We start from the raw sequence: 22,884 nt of genomic DNA on the forward strand, positions 1-22,884 counted from the left end.
TAGAGAAATTAAAAATCTTAAAGGCGGTTGAATGAAATAAAATGTTTACTCAAAAGAAATCACTCCAACATAAAATCGATCAACTAGAAACTCGTATACATGAACTAGAAACAGAATTAAAACAAAAAGATGTGGAAAAACAAGAAATTATATCTTCTATCCATAATCGTGTACAAAGCGTTATGCAAGAGCATGAAGTTGTAAATAACCAACACCATACACTCCAAAACTTAATTCAACAATTAAATGCATGCTTTGAGAATGTTTCGACTCGTACTACACATTCCAATGAATTAAATAACGAAATGCTACAAAAAGAACAAAGCTTAATTCAATCTATTGAAGAAATTATTGATTGCTCTAATGAGGGAAAAGAATCCGTTCATCGCTTACTCATTGTAATTAATAAATTAGGTGAACAATCTCAACGCACTTCTAATAGTATGAATCATTTAAGCGAACGCTCTAAAGAAATTGAACAAATAGTAGAAGTAATTCAAAACATTGCAGCACAAACAAATTTATTAGCGTTAAATGCAAGTATTGAAGCTGCGCGTGCTGGAGAGCATGGGAAAGGATTCGCTGTTGTTGCCAATGAAGTAAGAAAACTAGCAGAAAGCACAGCAGAGAGTACAAAAAATATTGGCAACTTAACGAAAAAAATTCAAGAAGAAATTGAAAAAGCGTACGAAAATACAAAAGATAATTTACATTTAGTTGATGAAGGTGTGGAAATGAGCGCCGATACTAACGCTAGAATTGAAAATATTTTAATGATGATTCAAACATTACAAAGTGGTGCTACAAATGTTATTAAAGCTATCGAGAACCAAAAATCTTGTAATGATGATATATTACGAGAATTTAAAAATACACAGCAAATGTTCCAAAAGTTAAATACTACTATTATGAACCACATTCATGATGCGGAAAAAGTCGATGTCCAATTATCGAAAAGTATTCAAGAAATAGTAGTTTCTCAGTAGTGTTAAAAATCTCCTATAACGTAATAGGGGATTTTTATTATATTTTGAATATTATTTTCTTCTCAATATTCGTCCTCTCTTTTGTTATAATAAAACAATTGTTTCTTTCGACTAATAAACAAGGAGGATGTTATGGAACAATTTTATTACATTTTAAAATATTTAATTCTTGGCCTGTTCCAAGGACTAACAGAACCAATTCCGATTTCTTCAAGCGGTCACCTCGTTTTAGCACAACATTTGCTAGGACTAGAAATAGAAGGGTTTAGCTTTGAGCTACTTGTTAATTCAGCTTCATTATTAGCTGTATTACTTATTTATAGAAATGACTTAGTTCGTCTAACAAAAAATGGTCTATCTTATATATTTACAAGAGCAGAAGATGCAAAATCAGATTTCTTCTTTATTATTTACCTTATTATTGCAACCATTCCAGCAGGTGTAATTGGAGTTTTATTCAAAGATTATATCGATCAGTACTTAAAAGGTGTTAAAATGGTTGGGATTTCTCTCCTCATTACTGCTATCGGCCTTTGGATTATTAGAAACTTGCGTGGACGTAAAAATGATGGCGATCTTTCTATGAAAGATGCAATCATTGTCGGTCTAGCACAAGCTTGCGCACTAATTCCTGGCATAAGCCGATCTGGTGCTACAATCGTAGCGGCAATGTTACTTGGTATGAAGCAAGAAACTGCTCTTCGCTTCTCATTCTTACTATATATTCCTGTTAGCTTAGGTGGTTTATTGCTAAGTATTACAGATATTGCAAAAGATCCAAATTTAGATACATTATTTGTACCTTATCTTGTTGCGTTCATCGCGACATTTATCATGACATATATTTCATTAAAATGGTTTATGAACATTATGGCAAAAGGAAATTTAAAATATTTCTCTTTCTACTGTATTATCGTAGGTGTACTCACTATCATTTTCTTATAAAGTGAAACTTACACTCTTTAAAGAAAGTCATTCTATTAAAATAGGATGACTTTCTTTTTTATATTTCAAATAAAAATAAGTTTCATTATTTACTTTGAATTTTCTGAATAGTATAATTTTAATTATCCTCACTACTTTCCCTTACATGTATAAAGAAAATTAAAGTTCTCTCTTCTATCTTGTTTTTTATTATTATCGAAAAAGAGGTGTTCGTATGTTTATTGTTACTAAACTTATTCATATTAAATATGGCTATGAAAATGAAATATTTCATTCGCTTAGACAGCATTATCCATCGTCTGGCACACAAGGTTTTATTAACATAGAATTTTCGCACGTGCATCGTACAGATGCTGGCGCTGAATATATGGTTCGTATGTTATGGAAAACACAACAAGATTATCATGAGTGGCTGCCTCAAAGAAAGAGCGGTGAAACGTGGAAGCACCAAGTGCAAAATTATATCCTTTCTTCAAAATCCAATGCTTCCTATATGAAATAGAAAACCTCTTACTGCCCCCATACAGTAAGAGGTTTCTCCTTATGCATAAACTTTCTTTTCCTGACAATACAAGCGAATAACATGTGTATTTTTTTGAAATAAATCATGTGTTAAGCGAATAATAATAAAGTTTCGTTTTGTATTATCATCATGGACAAAAATCTGTTCCCCCTCCTGAAAACGCCATGCGCTTTCAAAAGTCGTAATATGATCCCCACTTATAGAAAAAAGCTCATATTGCATATCATGTACCCTCTCTCAACTTATATTATCATAATATATTTATATTAAATTTAATTATAACTTAATATGAGTTTAATTTGTAATTTTTTCTATTTCAAACTATTTTAACTTTGTTACAAACTCCTTTTAGCGCTATAATGATAGACGGATTTTAATTGAAAGGAGTTTCATTTTGACGACATATTTATTCCCAATAAAAACAGCATTTATTTTATTCCCTATTTTAGCAATGTTTCTCTTAATCCCCTTTTTAATATTTAATTATCGAAAATACGGTTACTTAAATAAATGGCGATCATTTATTTTATACTCTTTATTACTCTATTTATTAAATGCCTATTTTCTTGTTATTCTGCCATTACCACAAACGTATGATACTTGTAGCCTACAACCGGCCAATACACAACATATGCAGCTCTCACCATTTTATTTCGTACAAGAGATTCGTAATCATACATCGGCAATTTTAACGAAACCAACTACTTATTTCTATTTATTAAAAGAATCTGCATTCTTACAAGTAGCTTTTAATGTTCTACTAACCGTTCCATTCGGTATTTACTTACGTTATTATTTCCGACGTAGTTTCCTACAGACAATTTGCATCTCTTTTTGTCTTTCACTATTTTTTGAAATAACACAAGTAACTGGATTATACGGTATATATAATTGTGCATATCGCTTATTCGATATCGACGACCTGTTTTTAAACACATTAGGAGGATTAATTGGTTTTATTATTGCACCAATATTTACTTACTTCCTTCCTAAAGCAAGCGAATTAGATAGTTATATTAATCTGGAAACGAAACCAGTCGGATTCGTTCGTCGTCTCATCGCTATGCAAATTGATTGGATTTTCTTATCTATCGTTGTACCTGTCATTAAAAACAAAGGAAACTCTCTCTTTATTTCTAGTATTCAATCTTACACAAATATATATGAACTCATTTTCATTACATGTTCGATCTTTATTTACTTTATTATCATTCCATACTTTACGAATGGAAAAACAATTGGCAAAGCATTGCTTCGTATTTATGTTAAAGGAAAATCAGAACGTATTACAATGAAGGAACTATTCATTCGTTACGGCATATTCTACTTTGTTTTAGGAGGAATCAATTATATTCTTTCTAGCAGCTCTATTTTAAACCGTACAGAACCTTTAATATTAATGGTTATATTACTATTCTTATTCGTAATTAACGGTCTATTTATTATTCATGTTTTATTGCATGTATTTAGCCGTGATAAATTACTATTTTACGAGCGTATTAGTCATACAAGAAATGCAATTACACTTAAAAAAGCTGACAAATAATTATTTGTCAGCTTTTTTCATAATCGTAAATAACTTTTCTGCATAAGGATTAAAAAACATTCCCGTTTCGTCTAGTAACTTCCTCACCTCTAAAAACGAATGAAATTCTGGGTATATATACTGTAATTGTTCATACGTTAATGTATGCATTTTCCCCCAATGTGGGCGCCCTTCATACTTTCGAAAGATTTGCTCCACCTCACCAAAATAAGCGGCATACTTCATACCTTTATACATATGAACAGCAATATATGCTGAATCCCTTCCGTACGCCGGACTGAGCCATATATCATCACCATGCACATAGCGACATTCAATTGGAAAATGCACTTTATACTTTTTCTTTTCAATAAGATTTGAAATCTCTTCGACAGCATCCCTCATATACTTTGAAGGGACACTATACTCCATTTCATAAAAAGGAACTGTACGCGATGTAGCAAACACTTCATAGCTTGGTCCAATTATGTTTGTATTAGGTACAGCCTTGGCTGATAATTGACTTACTCCTTTACTAATAGAAGGAAACCACTTACACCCTTTAGATAATAAAGAAAAGATCCTATTCTCAAGTAGTTCCACCTTGAGTTTATGCCACTTCAAATCAGTTCCTTTACTCGTTGTTTCATTTGTAAGTTTCACTTGAACGTCATCTGAATAAGGAAAAACGAAAAATTCAAAATGACGATTTCGTTTATATTCTTCCAGTTTATCCATTACTACAGAAAAAGACTGTTTTTCACTTTTGTAAACAAGTGAGTACGCTGGAATAACTTTCAGTTTAACCTTCACAATGATACCGAGCATTCCAAGTGATAGCTGGAACGCTTTCCAATACTCATAGTTCTCTCTTTCAGAGCAAACAATACTCTCACCTGTAGACAAAACTGCTGTAATTTCTATCACTTGTGTTGATAAACTTCCAAATGTAGCACCGGTCCCATGAGTTCCTGTACTAATTGCCCCTGCAATAGATTGCGAATCAATGTCCCCTAAGTTCTCTTGCCCATAACCTTTCTCCTTAAGTAATTTTCCTAAATCATGTAGTTTTGTTCCCGCCCACACTTCTACTGTCATCTTCTCTGAATCCACATTCGTAATCCCACTCAATTCATCTAAAGAAATTAAAATTTCTTCTGTTTGAACGAGGGGTGTAAAAGAATGTCCTGAACCAACAACCCGGATTTTCTTCCCCTTTTCTTGTGCAAATCTCACCACTTCTACTACATCTTGTATACTTTCAGGATACATCGTATACTGCGGAGTTCCTTCTATATTACCTGTCCAATTTTTCCATTTTTGTCCCTTTACAGAAAGCATTGGTTATCCCCCCGATATGTTGAATACTCTCCAACAATTTCCCCTTGTTTAATACGATACAAAACAGGAAAGCGCTCACATAATTCCCCAGCCTTACTATGGCGAAGCAATATAGTATCTCCTATATACAATTGTTCGTCACCGTTGTAATAAACCGGCGTTTGCACTTCGCCAGCACCTTCTAACGCTAATAACTTTGCACCATCTGGTTTCCAAACCTCAGGCTCTTTATCCTTACCAACTGCACCTGAAGCAATATACCCTCCACCTAGGCAAGTATAAATATACCGGTCAGGTTTACGTACAACTTGTAAAGCAAATCCAACGGCTGGCTGAAATTTTACTTCTTTATAATAATCAAACAGTTTGGGCGAATAAAAAGCAGAGCCTACAGTAATCTCCGTAACTGAGTTATCTTGCTCGGTTGATTTTATACTTCCGGTTCCTCCTCCATTTACAAACCTTAGTTCAACACCAAGATTTTGTATTTCTTTTACAATATTCCCTCTTCTTTTATTAATTTCTAGTACTGATTTCCTCTTTAAATACGAAATAAGTTTATTTTGAAGCCATTGTTTTGGCATATCATCTCCAACCCCAGCGATTTGAGCTTCATAGCCCATTACACCATCTAAGATTAAATATGGTGATGCCTTCACCTTTTCTACTATTTTTAAAGCATTCTGGACATCTTTTACCGGAGATCTTCTTACACCAAAATGAAATCGAAAAAAACGACTACTCATATCAATATCTAAACAAACTCGAAAACACCCACTAGACTTCTCAGCAATTTTTTCTAAATAAACAATATGCTCTTCGCAATCCACCATACAAGTAATAATAAAACCTTGCTTTGTAAGTAGACTAATTTCATATAAAGCCCTTTCATTATAAGCAGGATACCCTAGCAACAAATCATTAAATCCTTGTTCAATTAAAAATAAAGCTTCTCTAGGTGAAAAGCACATAATACCTTGAAAACAATCATTTGTAGCTAAAATCTTTTTCATAATTGAAACAGAACGTAATGATTTACTCGCTATACGAATCTTTTTATGACCACTTAACTTAATAATAGATTGAATATTTCTCTCTAAAGCCACTTCATCTAAAAATGCACACGGTAATGGAAGCTCTTTAAAAATACTTCTATCCACATCTTTCTCTCCTCTTCTATATATGTCTTATACATATTGGAAAGAAAGATTGATTTTCCTGTTTTCAAATAAAAAAAGTTTCTTCTTCACGAAGAAACTTTTTTGACTACTTCATAGAAATAGTCGCCTCTACTGGATAATGATCAGAGTAATCATTATACGTATATTTTTGGAACCATGATGTAACAGACCATTCTGGAGACTTTGGCTGCAACACTTTATTTTCTATACGTACTGGATTTGCATGGTCTTTACTAGAAACAATGTAATCTAAATATTCTGCTGGAGCATCTGGGAAATTATACTTTGCAATACTATTTGTCGTTGCATCCCAAGTTGCTGTATGTCCTGCATAAGATGGTACAGACGCATTTAATGTTTTAAACATAGATGCATACTCTGAATTGCTATTATTCTCAGCATTTATTTTATTCACATTCATATCGCCACCAATTAACACATACTCATTATTCGGTATATTTTTATTCTTAATAAACTCTTGAACTTCTTGTAGCTGTTTTGTACGTACAGATGCTGGCGAAGTTTTTCCACACATACTATCTTCAGCTTGTAAATGCGTCCCAATTACATGAACGAAACGATCATTTTTCTTAACTTTTGTGTATACGAATCCTTTATTTGATAAGTTATCTGGCCCGCATCCTTTTTCAAATACATATTGAATCTTTTCAACGATCGGCCATTTACTTACAATAGCTACACCGCCGTCTTCAGGGGTCGAAGATGAATAGTTTCCTAACGTTTTATCCCATTCGTTTCCATTACTACGACCTAATACCGCTGTTTGGTTTGGATATTCTTTCTTTAAATTCCCTAACAAACGATCTGAAGCGCTATTATCAAATACTTCATTTAATATAACAACATCTTGATTTTTCATATAATCCGCTGCCCCAATTAAATCAGCACGCTGGCTTTGTCCCCAGTTCGGATATAAATTCGTTGATAACATGTATACATTATGAGTCATCACTTTTAATGTATCATTTTGATTTGTAGACATTTCCGCTTGAGTAGAAGATCCGCTATATAAAGCTCCTAGGCCAATCCCAAAGCTAAGTACACCTTTTAGCAACTTACTTTTCACGTTTCATAACCTCCATGTACTGTATATTGATAAAAAGGCCAAATACTCTATTCGGAGATTTGACCTTTTTCAAATACTTAACTATTTACATACGTATCAAACCAAAGCTGAATATATCCAGCAGTTACACGTTGTGCATCCATTAAGCGCTTACCTGTCATCGGTGTAACTTCGGCGCGCCATTTATCTGCATATTCTTGTGATACAGCTGCTTTCACGAACCAATCTTTCGTATTATCATTTACAATACCAGAGTAATCTTGTTTCGCTACTACTGCCGCTCCATGAATCCAATCCTCAGGGTTCGTACCTTTCCAGTTCCAATATCCATTTCCATCCGTTACTTTATAATTATCTTTTATCGTATCTACAAAGTTTTCATATTTAGAATGGAATCCTTGTGGATACGAAAGATTTGTAAAGTTTGCCGCGTGCATCGGTTGATTTACATCTCCTAAATAATGAAGGGATAACCCTAAATAGAAGAATGCTTGTTTCATATCTTTATTTTTGTATGAATCACCAGCTAGTTTAAAATATTTAGCTCCTGTTTCCTTTGCCTGTTTTGCAAATGGAATATACGTTTTCCCATTGTCAGGATCATAGAAGTGTGAAGCAAATGTACTATTATCATAATAAGGATTTTCATAGTCAGCAGCATAAATACCGTTCTCTAACTCCGTACGCCATTCGTTTAATAGTGCAACTTGATCTTGTTTTACGAGTGTTGTATTACGAGACATAATATCAATTGCACGGTTTACAATCCATAAATGAGAATTTACACCTTCTTTATGTTTATCTTCAGCAGACCAGCGCGGAATAACTCCAACTCTCTGTCCTCCATCGTTTTCATGAGCAAATGCCACGCTTTGTAATGGCGCTACTAAGGTAATAGCTGCTGCTAAAGCAAGAACTTTCTTTTTCATCTGAAATCCTCCATTTTATAATTGAATTATTGTAAGTATTTTGTTAGGATCCTACGATGTCTTCCGGTTAACCTATGACTAGAATATCCCACCTTTCACTAAATTTCTATTAATAAATTAAAATATGCAAATGTTCATATCACTATAACTTTATACATAGTGAATATAATGATTGAATGCACTTACATTGTAATAAAGTATTGTTAAGCTACTGCAAATACACATATAAACTATTGTAAAAAAAGAGTAAAGCAATTACATGCTTTACTCTTTTTTTCTATTCGATAATATACTTGGCAATTGTACATTAACTGCCAATTTATGAATAAACCCAAACACTAGTCCAATCCCGATAAATATGTATATTATCGTAAATACCTTCCCAAAATCAGTTTGAGGACTAAAATTCCCATCACCGACAGTAGTCAACGTCACGACACTAAAATATAAAGCATCAAGAGGACGTAATCCTTCAACCGTGCTATAAAAGATCGTACCAGATATTAAGGTCAAGATTGTTAATACGAATAACACTTGAAATTCTTTATCTTTCCACGCTCGTAAACAGGCTCTTAGCATCCGTTTCAATGTTAACACAAATGAAAGCATTGGACTCCCCCTTCCAAACAAGAATACCTTTAGTTAAAGGAAAGTCTATCACCTTTCAGTGTATAAAAAAAGTAGCCCTTTTCTATTTCTAGAAAAGGGCTACTTTTTTTATATATTATTTAGGTGAAACAAGAATTTTCACTTGTGTTTTATCTTTTACAAGTGCTTCAAATCCTTCTTCAACAACTTGGTCCACTGTAATTTTTTTCGTAATTAATTTCTCTGCTTGAATTTGGCCAGAGCTAATTAATTTAATAACAGATGGGAAAATATGACGATATCCAAGAATACCAATAACTTCTTTTTCTTTTAACACAAGGTTGTTCGGAGTAATTGTCGCATCTTTTTCCCACACACTAACAATTACAGTTTGACCTTCAAAGCTTGTACTTTCAATTGCTTGACGAAGTACAACTTCAACACCTGTTACTTCAAAGCTAACATTAACACCTAAACCATTTGTTAAGTTACGAATTTCTGCTAGTACATCTTGAGTTGCTGGGTTTAATACGTAATCAGCACCTGCTAATTTAGCTAGTTCTTGACGTTCTTTAGAAAGTTCTACTGCGATAACAGGAGTTGCCCCTGCTGCTTTTGCTGCTTGGATTACAAGAAGCCCGATTGGACCACAACCAAATACCGCTACAGCTTCCCCTTCTTTTAATTTACTTTGACGTACTGCATGAACTGCTACTGCTGCTGGTTCTACAAGCGCACCTTGTTCATACGTCATTTCATCTGGAATATGATGAACCATATCTTCTGGTACTACTGTATATTCAGAGAAACCACCGCCGTCTCCACCAAGACCGTGGAAAACAAGTTGTTCACAAACATTGTAATGTCCATGTTTACAAGCTTCACATTTACCACAAGAATAAATTGGTTCTACAACAACGCGGTCTCCCACTTTATGAGATGTAACTCCTTCACCAATTTCTACTACCTCACCACTAAACTCATGACCTAAAATAACCGGTGCTTTCACATGTGTTAATGGGTGCTCTTCTGTCGGAATAAAAATAGGTCCTGCTAAATATTCATGCAAGTCTGTCCCGCAAATACCACACCATTTAACTTTAATTTTCACTGCTCCTGGTCTTACAGTTGGTTCTGGTACTTCTTCTACTCGTACATCACGTTGATTATGCCAAAGTAATGCTTTCATTTTATACATCCCTCTCTATGTATATACTTAACCTGGTGAAGTTTACAAATCTATTATAGTCCTTCTATCCATATATTTCAAAAAAACAATCTCATTTCCACTAATTTTTAACAAATAACGTTCAATATTTTGTCACTTTGTACTTTTTTCCACATCTGTTAATTCAATTTCATTGCAGTTGAAATTAGCATTATGCCATAATAGCATAGGAGAGGTGAATATCGCTTGAAATATTTTATTTACTTTATTGTTATCGTAGCGTTTTTAGATACATTTTCACAATTACCTATTATGAGTACTTTCGCTCAAAGTCTTGGAGGAACCCCTCTTATTATTGGGCTAGTTGTCGGTATGTACTCATTCGCTAATATGATTGGTAATATTATTGCTGGAGCTGCCGTCGATAAATTTGGTGCAAAAAAAATACTTTATATAAGCATGGGAATTACGAGTTTCATAGTCTTGTTATACACCGTTGTTCAAAGTGGTGAACAACTATTAGTTGTGCGCTTTATGCACGGTTTTAGTGACGGATTTTTAATCCCTGCCGCATTTACATTTTTATCAAAACAATCGAATTCAGCAAGGCAGGGAAAAGCTATGGCTCTATCTGGTGCTGCTGTTGGAACAGCGGCAATCGTAGGACCTGCTTTCAGTGGCATTATGAAAGCAACTGCTGGCATAGAATGGGTTTTCATTACCATTTCTATTTTAATGGCCCTTGGTACAATCGTATCTCTATTCTTCTTACCAAATAACGTATCAAGAAAAGATACATCAAGAACTCAAATGATGAACAAAGAAGATATGATTGAACTATTGAAATCAGAACCATTATTACAAGCATATATTGGTGCTTTCACACTTATGTTTTCACAAGGAATTGTCACGTATATGTTACCAGTAAAAGTTGAGGCATTAGCACTTAAAGCATCTACAACAGGCATGATGTTAAGTGTATTCGGAATTACTGCTATCCTCTTCTTCTTACTTCCAACAAATCGGATTTACGATCGATTTAATCGTTCAAAACTAATGTTAATTGGGATTACAGTAATGGCATTAGCATTATCTTTACTCGGATTATTTGCAACAAAAGGCATGCTCTTTATCGTTATGATGATCTATGGAACTGGATTCGCTATCCTCTTCCCATCAATTAATGCTTTACTTGTTGAAAATACGACAGATAGTAATCGAGGAAAAGCATTCGGATTGTTTTATGCATTCTTCTCGTTAGGAGTTGTTGCTGGTTCCTTTACAGTTGGAGCCATCGGTGCATCACCTAGTGCAAGCTTCATTATCGGGACGGCGTTCTTATTAACATTTGCCGGAATGATTTATGTACGAAGCAAAGTAAAAAAGACAATGATGGGTTAATTCCATCATTGTCTTTTTTTTAATGCGTATTGATATAACCCGTAATATAACGAAAGAGTTGGGATAATGCCAATTAATTTAAATACAAAGGGCAACGATACTTCGACAATTTCCTCGGAAATATTTCCTTTCCCCACATAATTTGATACACTACACATGGATAAACAGTTGTATTACATAAGCTAAAATAATAACTTAATGTATAAATAAAAGCACACTCTTCATATGAAGAGTGTGCTTTTATTTTATCCCGCATTAACGGGCAGTAAGACTCCCACCTCGAAATTCGGCGAATGCGAGGAAGTTAGGTGGGAGATAACTGCCCGTAAAAGCCCGATTGGTTCAACTAATAATCAGTGGGGGATGAACAAAACCCCCACTGATTAAAGTTTCACTTTATTAACGTCTAATCCAAACAGCCCCTGCCGATTTATCCTCTGCTTGTCCAACAACTTGGAATTTAAGTCCAAGGTTTGGAACTTTTCGTCCTGCATCAGCAATTTGTTTATTACTATACACTTTAGAATCATCAAAAGTTGTAACACCTTGTAACCCAGCATAATTAAACTGCCCGCGTGTTAATGAATTCACATTCCATGCCGGCGTTTGATCAAATGAAAATGCCGCGTCTGCAATTTGCATTCCAGTATTACCGTACGCTGGTTTCCCGTTTAAATTACCAACAAGCGCTTCCGGATGAGAGTCCACAACACCAAGGAACCCTTCACCTGGATGTACCCCAACCCAGTTATCTTTGAAACTATCATCTGCATACCAAACGACAAGACCTGTATTATACACCGGACCTCTTCCTGCTTTTAATCCATTATCTGATCCAGCATAGTTTCTCCACTCTAGATAATAATAATGTGGCTTCTGTTCTGTCCCATCAGAAACAACGAATCCATTTAACTTCATTTTAGACTGTCCTTCTGCGTCATCTGAAAATACTACTTGTCCATCAACTGTTACATTTACATTATCCATTGCGAAACCTTTATATGTTAAAGCTGGATCTGTAATATAATCGAATTGTAGTTTAACTTTCTTCCCTTTAAATTGACTTAAATCGTATGATTTATCAATCCATTTTCCATCTGTTGTATCTTTATCTTCTTTGACTACCTTTTCTCCCAATCTATCAATTAATGTTTTCGTTCCATCTTCAGTTACAGCATGTACTTCGATGAAATCACACTCTGCTTCTAGTTCATAATTTGCTTTATAATCAAATTTTGCATTTGTTCCTTTTGTTAAATCGAAGAACGGTGTTTCTAATGTCGTATGAATATCATCGCCTCTTGTACTATAGTATGCATGCCTTCCAAATCCAGGTTTAATTGTTTCAATACTCTTACCTGGTAAATTGACACGTACGACACCTGGACGATTTGATTTTGTAACACTTTGATCAATATATGTAGGAACTCCTACACCACTCTTAATTTTATCGTAATCTACTTCTAAAATTTTTGCCCAGTTGCCACCCATGTTCTTTTGTAAGAAGTCTTTATTTTGTGGTGAAAAACTAGTTGGCTCTGTTCCAGCGATTTTCCCTGTCCAACTACCTCCACTCATTAACGACCAAGCTTCAACAGGTGATCCAGCTCCCGTATACTTCGTATCATACTCATCTGGTAAACCAAGGTCATGTCCGAATTCATGTGCAAACACACCTACTGCACCATCTTCTGGTTCAATTGTGTAATCATGAGCCGCTACTTTTCCACCCCAATAAGGTACTTTAGATGTTGTTCCTTCAATCGCTACTGGATCTCTTGCTAATTTTGAACGATGTGACCAAATTGCATCATCTCCTAATTTACCACCACCAGCTTCTTGACCAACACCAGCATGAATTACCATTAAATGATCAATTACACCGTCCGGTTCATTAAGATTACCATCGCCATTTGTATCATAACGGTCGAACTGATCAAATTGTGATAAATCTAATCCTTTATCCGCTGCAGCTTTTAATGCTTCTTTCACTAAATCACGCGCACCTTTTGGTCCTTTATTATCGTGACCACTACTACCATCAGCACCGTAATCAGCAGCTTTACCTGGAACAGTTAACCACTCTGTTACATATCCATCTGTCGTATAACTACCACCAGACTGTTCTTCATAATATTGCTTAAATGTTTTTACTTTCGAACCATCAAATAATGTGTAAGGCTCATTACCAAATAACATTTTTTGATAATGTTCTCTACTAAAATCTTTCGAATACATATAACCCGGCGTTTGCTCAATATTATTATGTTTATAATCACTAAACTCAACGAGTAACACTAGCACTTTATCCGTACGAACAGGTCCATTATATGGAACTTGTTTCGCCTTAGAAGTTGGAACTTTCCCATCTAATTGTTTTTTATTTGGCTCTGGCTTTTGCTCTGGGCTAACATTTTTTTCAGCTTTCTTTACCTTTTCCTTTTCTTCCATCTTTTTCTCTTTTACCTTTTTTACGAAATCAGATGCTTCTTTGGCAGCATCATCTGGAAGAATTTCTTTATTTGCCTGATCCCCTTGTTTCTTTTCAATATATTGCTCTACAGCTTTTTTCGTCTCTTCTTTTGATGATGCTGGATTAATTGCTCCTCTTTCTTTCAACGCCTCCGCTAAACGATCTTCTTGAATTAAATTATGATCAATTGGCGTCGTAGACACATTTTCTTTTGCTTTCACTGGCGTTTCTGCGTATGCTAGCGGAGCACTCATTACAGCTGTGCATCCGATGATTGTCGCAATTGCTAATGACGACAATACTTTAAATGGTGCTTTTCTTCTCATTGTATTTCTCTCCTTTTATAAGTCTTAAAATTCAGATAAATACTTGTAAACTAACCGCAATCTTCTCGCTCTATCCTCCCTTGTATATAAAAAGGCATAATTCTATAAACATTAAACCTTCTGTTATAGAATCATGCCCTCCAATTTTCTGGTCAGACCCTCTATCCCTTTATATCGAAATATGAAAAATAAAGAGTGATTTGTTATATATTAAATAGCTTATATAACAAATTTAAAAGGTAATATGCACAATTGCATGAAAATTCTTTTAAATAAAAAAAGAACCCAAGTTATTTAAACTTGGGTTCTCCATTTCTTATTATTGCCCTTGTGTTTTCTCCCAATCAGCTAAGAATTTCTCAATTCCTTGATCTGTTAATGGGTGCTTCACTAATGAAGCAATTACGTTTGCTGGGATTGTTGCAATATGTGCACCATTTAATGCTGCGTCAGTTACGTGAACGCTGTGACGTACAGATGCTGCAATGATTTCTGTTTCAATACCATGAATTGCAAAGATTTCTGCGATTTGGCGAATTAAGTCCATACCGTTATGACCGATATCATCTAAACGACCTAAGAACGGTGAAACGTATGTCGCACCAGCACGAGCTGCAAGTAATGCTTGAACTGCTGAGAATACTAATGTAACGTTTGTACGAATTCCTAAATCAGAGAATGCTTTTACTGCTTTTAAACCTTCTGTTGTCATTGGAACTTTTACAACAACGTTTGGAGCAATTTCCGCTAATTCTTTTCCTTCTTCGATCATTTTATCAGCTTCTAAGCTAATTACTTCTGCACTTACAGGACCTTCTATAAAGCTGCAAATTTCACGAATACGCTCATGGAAATCTACGCCCTCTTTTGCTACAAGTGATGGGTTTGTCGTTACTCCAGCTACTACACCTAATGCATTTGCCTCTTTAATTTCGTTAACGTTTGCTGTATCAATAAAGAATTTCATTTGTTATTCTTCCTTCCTAATTTTCATTTTATATTTATTTATTTTTTCTTAATAAGCTCTAATTCAATCGGAATAAATTTGTCCACTTTTTTCCCTTGTGTTATCTCTTTTGCTGTTTCCATCGCCTTCTCTCCGATTAATTCCGGTTTTTGAGCGACTGTTGCTGCCATGCGTCCATCTTTAACCGCTTTCACAGCATCGTCTGTTGCATCAAATCCAACAACGACTACATCCGTTTTACCAGCAGATTTTAATGCCTCAAGTGCACCTAATGCCATCTCATCGTTATGAGCAAATACTGCTTTTATATCGCTATTTGCTTGCAAAATATTTTCCATAACAGATAATCCTTTTGCACGATCGAAATCAGCTGCTTGTTTTGCTACTACTTTTAAAGACTTATCAGCCACGTTATGGAATCCTTTCCCACGCTCACGAGCAGCAGACGATCCAGGGATTCCTTCTAACTCAGCTACATTTGCTCCTTCACCAACTAATTCCCGAATGTAATCACTAGCCATTTGACCACCTTCTATATTGTTGGAAGCAATGTGAGAAACAACTTTACCTGAATTCGCAACTCGGTCTACTGTAATAACAGGAACATTCGCTGCATTGGCTGCACTTACCGCTGAAGCAACGGCATCTGAATCGGTTGGGTTAATAACAACTACATCGACACCTTTTTGAATTAAATCTTCAACATCGTTTGTTTGCTTCGCTGCATCATTTTGTGCATCAACAGCGATTAATTCAATGCCGCTATCTTTCGCTTTCTTTTCTGCACCTTTTTTCAACGTGACGAAAAATGGATTATTTAAAGTTGAAACAGAAAATCCAACTTTAATAGTTTTATTTCGACCTTTATCGCTAGAATCCTTTGCCCATTCTGGTGGTTCCATTGAACAACCAGCAGTAACTACCATGATGCATGCAACGAGTATCAGTAACCATTTTTTCATGAATTGCCCCTCCATTACGCTTCTTTTCGACGATCAATTAGTACAGCTAGTAAGATTACAAGTCCTTTTACAACTTGTTGGAAGAAAGAAGATACACCTAATAAATTTAAACCGTTATTTAGTACACCAATAATAAGTACACCGATGAATGTACCAACAATCCATCCTCTTCCACCTGAAAGACTCGTTCCTCCTAACACAACTGCTGCAATTGCATCTAATTCGTAAGAAGTACCAGCAGTCGGCTGTGCAGAATCTAGTCTTGATGTTAAGACAATACCTGCAAGCGCTGCCAAAATTCCGGAAAGACCGTAAATCATTACTTTAATTCTCGTAACATTAATACCTGATAAAGCTGCCGCTTCTTCATTTCCACCAATCGCAAACGTACGGCGACCAAACGTTGTTTTCTTTAAAATAAAGTACAGTACTGCAAAAGCGATCATCATTGTAACGGCTGGCACAGGAATACCAAGGAAATAACCACGGCCAAACATTTGGAACATTAAATGATCACCAAGTCCAGTGATCGGACGTCCGTCCATGTAAACAAGCGTCAACCCGCGAAAAATGGTCATTGTTGCTAAAGTTGCAATAAAAGGAGCTACTTTTCCCTTCGCAATAATAATACCGTTTACAATCCCCATTACAAGACCTGCTAATAATCCAACTGCCATTGCAAGGAACGGATCCATGCCACTTGCCATCATTCCGGCAACAAGTGCACTTGATAATGCTAAAATAGAACCTACCGATAAGTCAATACCCCCTGTTAAAATAACGAAGGTCATTCCAAATGCAATGAGTGCATTAATCGATACTTGGCGCAGTATATTAAATAAATTTGGAATTTCAATAAATGCTGGATTTAAAGCTGTAATTACTACGATAATCAACACTAAACCGATTAAAGAACCGAGTTGTTGTAATACATTCCCCTTCTTAGCCATATCTTACTCTCCCCCTGTAGCTAGTGCCATAATAGACTCTTGTGATGCCTGATCTTTCTCTAAAATACCACCGATTCTTCCTTCATGAATGACAAGAACACGATCACTCATTCCTAAAACTTCTGGAAGCTCAGACGATACCATAATAACGGCATCTCCTTGCTCGGTAAGCTTATTCATAATAGAGTAAATTTCTTTTTTAGCCCCAACATCTACACCTCTCGTTGGTTCATCTAAAATGAGTAACTGCGGATGAATACCTAGCCATTTTGCAATTACAATCTTTTGCTGATTTCCACCAGAAAGAGATTTTACAGCTTGCTCTCCGTCTGCTGCTTTCACCTTAAGAAGCTTCATCATATCCTCTGTAAATTGTTGTTCTAAGCCTTTATTAACAACGCTTCCCTTTGAAAGACTCTCTAAATTTGGTAAAGCTAAATTTTCACGAATCGAAAAATCTAACACAAGCCCTTCAGATTTTCTATCCTCTGTAATAAAAGCAATTCGTTGCCTAATCGCATCTATTGGACTATCAATTTTCACTTCTTGTCCATTCATAAAAATTTGTCCTGAATCAAGCGGTTCATATCCAAATATCGCTTTCATAATATCCGTACGGCCAGCTCCCATTAAGCCAGCAACACCAAGGATTTCACCTTTTCTAACTTGAAACGAAACATTTTCAAATTTCCCCTTTTTCGTTCCGTTACGCATTTCAAAAATCACTTCACCAATTTGGCTATTTCGCTCTGGGTAACGTTCACCAATACTGCGGCCTACCATCATGCTAACTACTTCATCAAATGACGTTTCTGGAATTAATCTCTTCCCTACATATTCTCCATCACGCAAAATCGTAATGGCATCACATATTGAAAAAATTTCTTCCATCCGGTGTGAGATATAAACGAATGAAACGCCCTCTTTACGTAATTTATTAATAACAGTAAACAGCGTTTCAATTTCGCGATCTGTTAATGCAGCTGTAGGTTCATCCATAATAATAACGCTTGCATTTGTCATTAATGCTTTAGCAATTTCAATAATTTGCTGTTGTCCAACTGATAATTCACCTGCTAGCATAGCGCCTCTCACATGTAGGCCAAGATTTGCTAATTGCTGCTGGGCAATCGCATTCATTTGACGTGTACGTAATATTCCTGTTCTCCCATACATTAACTCTTTTCCAAGAAACATATTTTCAGCTACCGTCAAGTTCGGTAATATGTTCAACTCTTGATGGATAAATGCAATACCGTACTCTTCTGCTTCTTTTGCATTTTTAAAAGTTCGTTCTTTCCCATCAATCGTGACGGTTCCACTGTCTTTTTTATATACACCTGTTAAAATCTTCATGAGCGTCGATTTCCCCGCTCCGTTTTCCCCCATCAATGCATGGACTTCCCCTGTTTCAATCATAAACTGTGCGTTTTTTAAAACAGGATTACCATTGAACGCTTTTGAAATATTTTTCATTTCAATATGCATTCTCATCACATCCCTTTATTAAAAAATCACGCCTGCATGTAAAATAACATTCGCATAAGGCGTTGCTTCTCCTGTACGAATAACCGCCTTCGCTCTCTTTGTATGCTCTTTAAATTCCTTATGAGACACATATTCAAATGCTGGCTCTGTTAATCGCATTTCAACTTCTTTATTTACCTCTGCATTATTCATAATGACTTCTTCTGCTAACGTCACTTTTTCAATTGCCATATCATCAGCAACAACTTGTAATACGTCTAAAAAGCTAGGCTTTCCAATTTCGACTGCTAAATCAATTCGTTTTACTCCATCAGGAATAGGTAACCCACAATCAGCAATTACAATCGTATCTGTATGCCCAAGTGTAGCAAGGACTGCCGCGATTTCACTATTTAATACACCATGCTTTTTCATCCGACAATCACCTGCACTTCACGTACTCTATCTCTCGTTGGCATACCGCCCTGTGCCCCAAGTTTCGTTACAGAAAGACCACCAGCAATATTTGCAAAACGAATAGCCTGCTGAAGTGTTTCTCCTTCAGAAAGTGCAACTGCTAATGCGCCGTTAAATGTATCACCAGCTCCAGTCGTATCCACTACATCTACAGCAATACTTGGAACTTGAACAACTTCCGTTCCGTTATGGAATCGAACACCGTTAGACCCTTCAGTCATTAATAACTTATTTGGATATTTCGCAAGTAACTCTTCAATTGGTGATGTGAAATCATTTAATACGATGCGACATTCATGTTCATTCGGCGTAATATAAGTTGCTTTTTCTAAAATATCTTCTGATAAAACTTGTGCTGGAGCTGGATTCAACATAACTGGAATTTTATGCTCCTCACAAATAGCCAGAACGTATTTTACTGTTTCAAGTGGAATCTCTAGTTGAAGAACAACCATATCAGCTTTAACAAGAAGGTCTTTTGAACGATCTACAATTGACTCATCTACAAGAGCATTTGCTCCCTGTACGACCACAATACTGTTATCCTCCTCTGCTAAAACGATATGAGCGATTCCTGTCGTTCTATCTGTAACCGGTACCACATAGTCGATAAAAACTCGTTCGTTCTCTAAATTTTTTCTAACTACTGTTCCGTAATCATCATTTCCTACTGCACCAACCATTGCTACATTTGCTCCTAATCTAGCTGCAGCAACTGCTTGGTTAGCCCCTTTTCCTCCTGGGATAGTATGAAACGCTTCACCAATTACTGTTTCTCCTGCTTTCGGACGTATTTTTGAAACAGCCACTAAGTCCATTGAGATACTACCTACTACTGCAATATTTGGCATTTGTTTCATCTCCTTACTTTGTTGTATTTCGTTCTATAATTTCAATCGGTAAACGATAGTGTTTCTCTTCTAACGCATTTCCTTCCATCTGCTCTAACAACAACTCTGTTGCCATTTTCCCCATTTCATAAATTGGTTGAGCAACAGTCGTAATAGATGGATACATCATTTCTGTTAAAGAAATCCCATCGAATCCGATAACTTGTAAATCGTCTGGAATAGAAATCCCCTTTTGAAGTGCAGCCTTTACGATACCAATTGCAATTAAATCATTCCCAGCAACAATTCCATCAATATGCGGATATTCTTCTAATAATTCCATCGCTACCCGTTCACTATTAGCTGGATCGAATGTACTCTCTGCAATCATATAAGAAAGATTATTTTGCGTAATAACGTCTACAAAACCTTCAAAACGTTCATTAGCTGTACTCACATCGCGCGGTCCGCGAATATGTGCAATATGTTTACATCCTTTATCTATTAATAACTTTGTCGCAGCCTGACTCCCTGCGTAGTTGTCTGCATATACAGTAGGAATGCGCTCATTAAACATACGGTCAATTGCAACGACTGGAACAGATAAATTCATGTAATTAACACTATTTTGTGGATTCGTTGCCACAATAAACCCATCCACATTATTTTGTCTAAGTACATCGATATATTGTTTCTCTTTTTCTAAACTTTCATCAGAATTACAAAGGACAACTGTGTAACCTTGCTTATGTGCTACATCTTCTACGGCACGTGCAACTTCTGGAAAGAATGGATTCACGATATTTGGAACAACTAGGCCAATTAAACGAGATTTTTTATTATATAAAGAACGTGCTACTGTACTAGGCTTATAATCTAGCATTTCAATTGCTCGCTCTACTTTCTTTAACGTATCCTCATGAACATATCCATTTTTATTTAACACTCTGGAAACGGTCGCAACAGATACCCCTGCCAATTTTGCAACGTCTTTAATCGTACTCATTCTCTTTTCTCCTCATTTCATGTAACCGTTTACAGAAAATAATATAACGTATTTATATAAATACGTCAATCATTTCTCACTAAAAAGCTTTTAAGGTTATACTCAAAAAAGCACCGCCATAAGGCGATGCTTTTTCATTACGAATTTGATGCAGTTCGTTCTTTCTCTTCCACAGCAGGCTCTTCAGCACCTTTTTTACGATCAGACAGTTTAATCTTCTGTAAGAAAATCGTGAAGATGGCACCTACTACGATAAATACTAATCCTGTTAAGAATACAGTATGAAGTGAGTCTACTAAAGAACTTTTCAAAATTGGTACGATGCTATTAGAGAATGCTTCTGGCATTTGTTTTAATGCTTCTGGATTAAAGAGCATCGAATATAAACCTTGTGGGTCTGTATGAATCATATCTTTAAATTTTGTTACCATTTGTCCCGCTTCTTTAGGGAACGTATCTAATACAGGTACTAATTTATTTGTTAATGTTGTACCTGAAGTGTTATTCATAATTGATCCTAAAATTGTAATACCGAATGTTCCCCCGATTTGACGGAAGAACTGACTTGATGAAGTTACTACACCAAGATCTTTTTTCGGGAAGCTTTCTTGTAACGCCAATGTCAGTGTTGGCATAACAAGACCCATTCCTAAACCGATAACCATCATATAAGAAGTAGCGGTAAGCTTAGTTGTGTGCATATCCATCGTTGTTAATAACCAGAATCCACCAGCCATAACAAGCATTCCTGTAATAATCTGTGGTTTCACACCAACCTTTAATACAAGTTGACCACCGATAATACTCATAACAATCATTGTAATCATCATCGGTGTCATAATAGTTCCTGATTCAGCAGCACTAACGCCTACAATTCCTTGCATGAAGAACGGTACGAACATAATAGCGCCAAACATTCCGATACTCATAAAGAATCCAATCGCATTTAGTAATGTAAATGTACGATTTTTAAAGAAATGCATAGGTAAGATTGGTTCTTCTGCTTTTGTTTCAACGATAACAAAGCCAACGATACCAATTAGAGCTAATGCAAATAACCCGATAATTTGCCAAGAATCCCACGCATAATCTTTCCCGCCAAACGTTAACGCAAGTAATAAACTTACAACACCGAGAATCATCGTAAAGATTCCAGCGATATCAATTTTAATTGGTCCCGTTTGTTTATGTGATTTTAGTCCCATTGCGATAAAGATTGTCGCTAAAATACCAACCGGTAAGTTAATGTAGAACACCCATCTCCAGTTCACTGCGTCTACAATCCAGCCACCAACTTGTGGTCCAATTACAGAAGCAAGACCGTATAGAGCTCCAAAAATACCTTGCCATTTAGCACGTTCTTTTCCCGTGAACATATCTCCGATAATAATCATAGCCATTGGCATCATAATACCGCCACCAAGACCTTGAATACCACGGAAAATAATTAATTCTGTCATACCATTTGCCATACCACATAACGCTGAACCAATCATAAAAATAACTAGCCCTGTTATATATACGTTACGACGCCCAAGTAAGTCCGCTAATTTACCTGCAATTGGTACGACTGTCGTTGATGTTAACATGTAAGCTGTTGTTAGCCATGTCATTAAGCTTAATCCGCCAAGTTCACCGACAATACGTGGCATTGCTGTACCAACGATTGTTCCGTCTAACGCAGCAAATAGCATCGCGATTACTAAACCGATTAACAACAACTTTCTATTTTGATTTTCTTGTTGCTCCATG

At 35.8% G+C, this 22,884-nt stretch carries 20 protein-coding genes and 1 pseudogene; 5 read left to right on the forward strand and 16 right to left on the reverse strand.

Translation table 11 applies throughout. The features are described from left to right. Window positions 1-467 precede the first annotated feature (467 nt). The 3 genes and pseudogenes from MR109_RS30420 to MR109_RS18125 form a co-directional block, all read left to right on the forward strand. Window positions 468-986 (forward strand): annotated as a pseudogene (locus MR109_RS30420) (methyl-accepting chemotaxis protein); the annotation flags it as partial. 132 nt (window positions 987-1,118) lie between these two features. After that, window positions 1,119-1,931 carry an undecaprenyl-diphosphate phosphatase gene (locus MR109_RS18120; protein ID WP_002174896.1) on the forward strand — a complete coding sequence of 271 codons (813 nt, stop codon included), beginning with the start codon at window positions 1,119-1,121 and terminating at the stop codon, window positions 1,929-1,931. A 214-nt stretch (window positions 1,932-2,145) separates the two neighbouring features. Continuing rightward, window positions 2,146-2,433 (forward strand): antibiotic biosynthesis monooxygenase family protein, encoded by a 288-nt coding sequence (locus MR109_RS18125; RefSeq protein ID WP_002174895.1) that lies wholly within the window; start codon window positions 2,146-2,148, stop codon window positions 2,431-2,433. A gap of 39 nt (window positions 2,434-2,472) precedes the next feature. On the opposite strand, the gene MR109_RS18130 is transcribed toward MR109_RS18125, so the two are convergent. Then, the gene (locus MR109_RS18130) at window positions 2,473-2,676 is read right to left on the reverse strand and encodes a hypothetical protein (protein WP_002174894.1); all 204 of its coding nucleotides are present in this window, start codon (window positions 2,674-2,676) and stop codon (window positions 2,473-2,475) included. A gap of 172 nt (window positions 2,677-2,848) precedes the next feature. On the opposite strand from MR109_RS18130, the gene MR109_RS18135 reads away from it, so the two are divergent. Continuing rightward, the gene (locus tag MR109_RS18135) at window positions 2,849-4,000 is read left to right on the forward strand and encodes a VanZ family protein (protein ID WP_242273396.1); all 1,152 of its coding nucleotides are present in this window, start codon (window positions 2,849-2,851) and stop codon (window positions 3,998-4,000) included. Here MR109_RS18135 and MR109_RS18140 read toward each other — a convergent pair whose 3' ends face one another. From MR109_RS18140 to bdhA, 6 genes are all read right to left on the reverse strand, one after another. Further along, complete coding sequence (locus MR109_RS18140; protein WP_242273397.1) at window positions 4,001-5,320, reverse strand: D-arabinono-1,4-lactone oxidase; 1,320 nt, start codon at window positions 5,318-5,320, stop codon at window positions 4,001-4,003. Then, window positions 5,308-6,480 (reverse strand): amino acid deaminase/aldolase, encoded by a 1,173-nt coding sequence (locus tag MR109_RS18145; RefSeq protein WP_242273398.1) that lies wholly within the window; start codon window positions 6,478-6,480, stop codon window positions 5,308-5,310. Before MR109_RS18145 ends, MR109_RS18140 begins: the two co-directional genes overlap by 13 nt. Window positions 6,481-6,586: 106 nt before the next feature. Next, on the reverse strand, window positions 6,587-7,588 hold the full coding sequence (gene sph / locus MR109_RS18150) for a sphingomyelin phosphodiesterase (RefSeq protein ID WP_242273400.1): 1,002 nt from the start codon (window positions 7,586-7,588) through the stop codon (window positions 6,587-6,589). Between the two features lie 77 nt (window positions 7,589-7,665). Continuing rightward, window positions 7,666-8,517, reverse strand: a complete 852-nt coding sequence (gene cerA / locus MR109_RS18155) for a phospholipase CerA (protein ID WP_242273402.1) — start codon at window positions 8,515-8,517, stop codon at window positions 7,666-7,668. A 264-nt stretch (window positions 8,518-8,781) separates the two neighbouring features. Next, window positions 8,782-9,126, reverse strand: coding sequence for a potassium channel family protein (locus MR109_RS18160; RefSeq protein ID WP_048370784.1), 345 nt, complete (start codon window positions 9,124-9,126; stop codon window positions 8,782-8,784). 115 nt (window positions 9,127-9,241) lie between these two features. Further along, window positions 9,242-10,294 carry a (R,R)-butanediol dehydrogenase gene (gene bdhA / locus MR109_RS18165; protein ID WP_000645833.1) on the reverse strand — a complete coding sequence of 351 codons (1,053 nt, stop codon included), beginning with the start codon at window positions 10,292-10,294 and terminating at the stop codon, window positions 9,242-9,244. A gap of 225 nt (window positions 10,295-10,519) precedes the next feature. Here bdhA and MR109_RS18170 point away from each other — a divergent pair, with 225 nt between their 5' ends. Then, complete coding sequence (locus MR109_RS18170) at window positions 10,520-11,674, forward strand: MFS transporter (protein WP_242273405.1); 1,155 nt, start codon at window positions 10,520-10,522, stop codon at window positions 11,672-11,674. 399 nt (window positions 11,675-12,073) lie between these two features. Here MR109_RS18170 and inhA2 read toward each other — a convergent pair whose 3' ends face one another. The 9 genes from inhA2 to MR109_RS18215 all read right to left on the reverse strand — a co-directional run bounded on the left by inhA2 (window position 12,074) and on the right by MR109_RS18215 (window position 22,883). Continuing rightward, entirely contained in the window at window positions 12,074-14,473 is a 2,400-nt protein-coding gene (inhA2, locus tag MR109_RS18175) for a M6 family metalloprotease immune inhibitor InhA2 (RefSeq protein ID WP_242273407.1), read from the reverse strand. A gap of 319 nt (window positions 14,474-14,792) precedes the next feature. Beyond that, window positions 14,793-15,440: a fructose-6-phosphate aldolase gene (fsa, locus tag MR109_RS18180; protein ID WP_242273410.1), complete on the reverse strand. Its 648-nt coding sequence runs from the start codon at window positions 15,438-15,440 to the stop codon at window positions 14,793-14,795. A gap of 38 nt (window positions 15,441-15,478) precedes the next feature. Continuing rightward, window positions 15,479-16,402, reverse strand: coding sequence for a ribose ABC transporter substrate-binding protein RbsB (gene rbsB, locus MR109_RS18185; RefSeq protein ID WP_178941100.1), 924 nt, complete (start codon window positions 16,400-16,402; stop codon window positions 15,479-15,481). Between the two features lie 14 nt (window positions 16,403-16,416). Next, window positions 16,417-17,352, reverse strand: coding sequence for an ABC transporter permease subunit (locus tag MR109_RS18190; RefSeq protein ID WP_001074641.1), 936 nt, complete (start codon window positions 17,350-17,352; stop codon window positions 16,417-16,419). 3 nt (window positions 17,353-17,355) lie between these two features. Beyond that, complete coding sequence (gene rbsA / locus MR109_RS18195; RefSeq protein WP_071717580.1) at window positions 17,356-18,840, reverse strand: ribose ABC transporter ATP-binding protein RbsA; 1,485 nt, start codon at window positions 18,838-18,840, stop codon at window positions 17,356-17,358. A gap of 18 nt (window positions 18,841-18,858) precedes the next feature. Continuing rightward, window positions 18,859-19,254 carry a D-ribose pyranase gene (gene rbsD / locus MR109_RS18200; protein WP_242273412.1) on the reverse strand — a complete coding sequence of 132 codons (396 nt, stop codon included), beginning with the start codon at window positions 19,252-19,254 and terminating at the stop codon, window positions 18,859-18,861. Then, on the reverse strand, window positions 19,251-20,147 hold the full coding sequence (gene rbsK / locus MR109_RS18205; RefSeq protein WP_071717578.1) for a ribokinase: 897 nt from the start codon (window positions 20,145-20,147) through the stop codon (window positions 19,251-19,253). The genes rbsD and rbsK overlap by 4 nt, the downstream gene beginning before the upstream one ends. Before the next feature lie 13 nt (window positions 20,148-20,160). Then, complete coding sequence (gene rbsR, locus MR109_RS18210; protein ID WP_048370766.1) at window positions 20,161-21,132, reverse strand: ribose operon transcriptional repressor RbsR; 972 nt, start codon at window positions 21,130-21,132, stop codon at window positions 20,161-20,163. Between the two features lie 137 nt (window positions 21,133-21,269). Then, window positions 21,270-22,883 carry an MDR family MFS transporter gene (locus MR109_RS18215; RefSeq protein ID WP_071717576.1) on the reverse strand — a complete coding sequence of 538 codons (1,614 nt, stop codon included), beginning with the start codon at window positions 22,881-22,883 and terminating at the stop codon, window positions 21,270-21,272. Window position 22,884 lies beyond the last annotated feature (1 nt).

It is taken from the genome of Bacillus cereus group sp. BfR-BA-01310, assembly GCF_022664325.1.
Taxonomy (GTDB): Bacteria; Bacillota; Bacilli; order Bacillales; family Bacillaceae_G; genus Bacillus_A; species Bacillus_A paramycoides.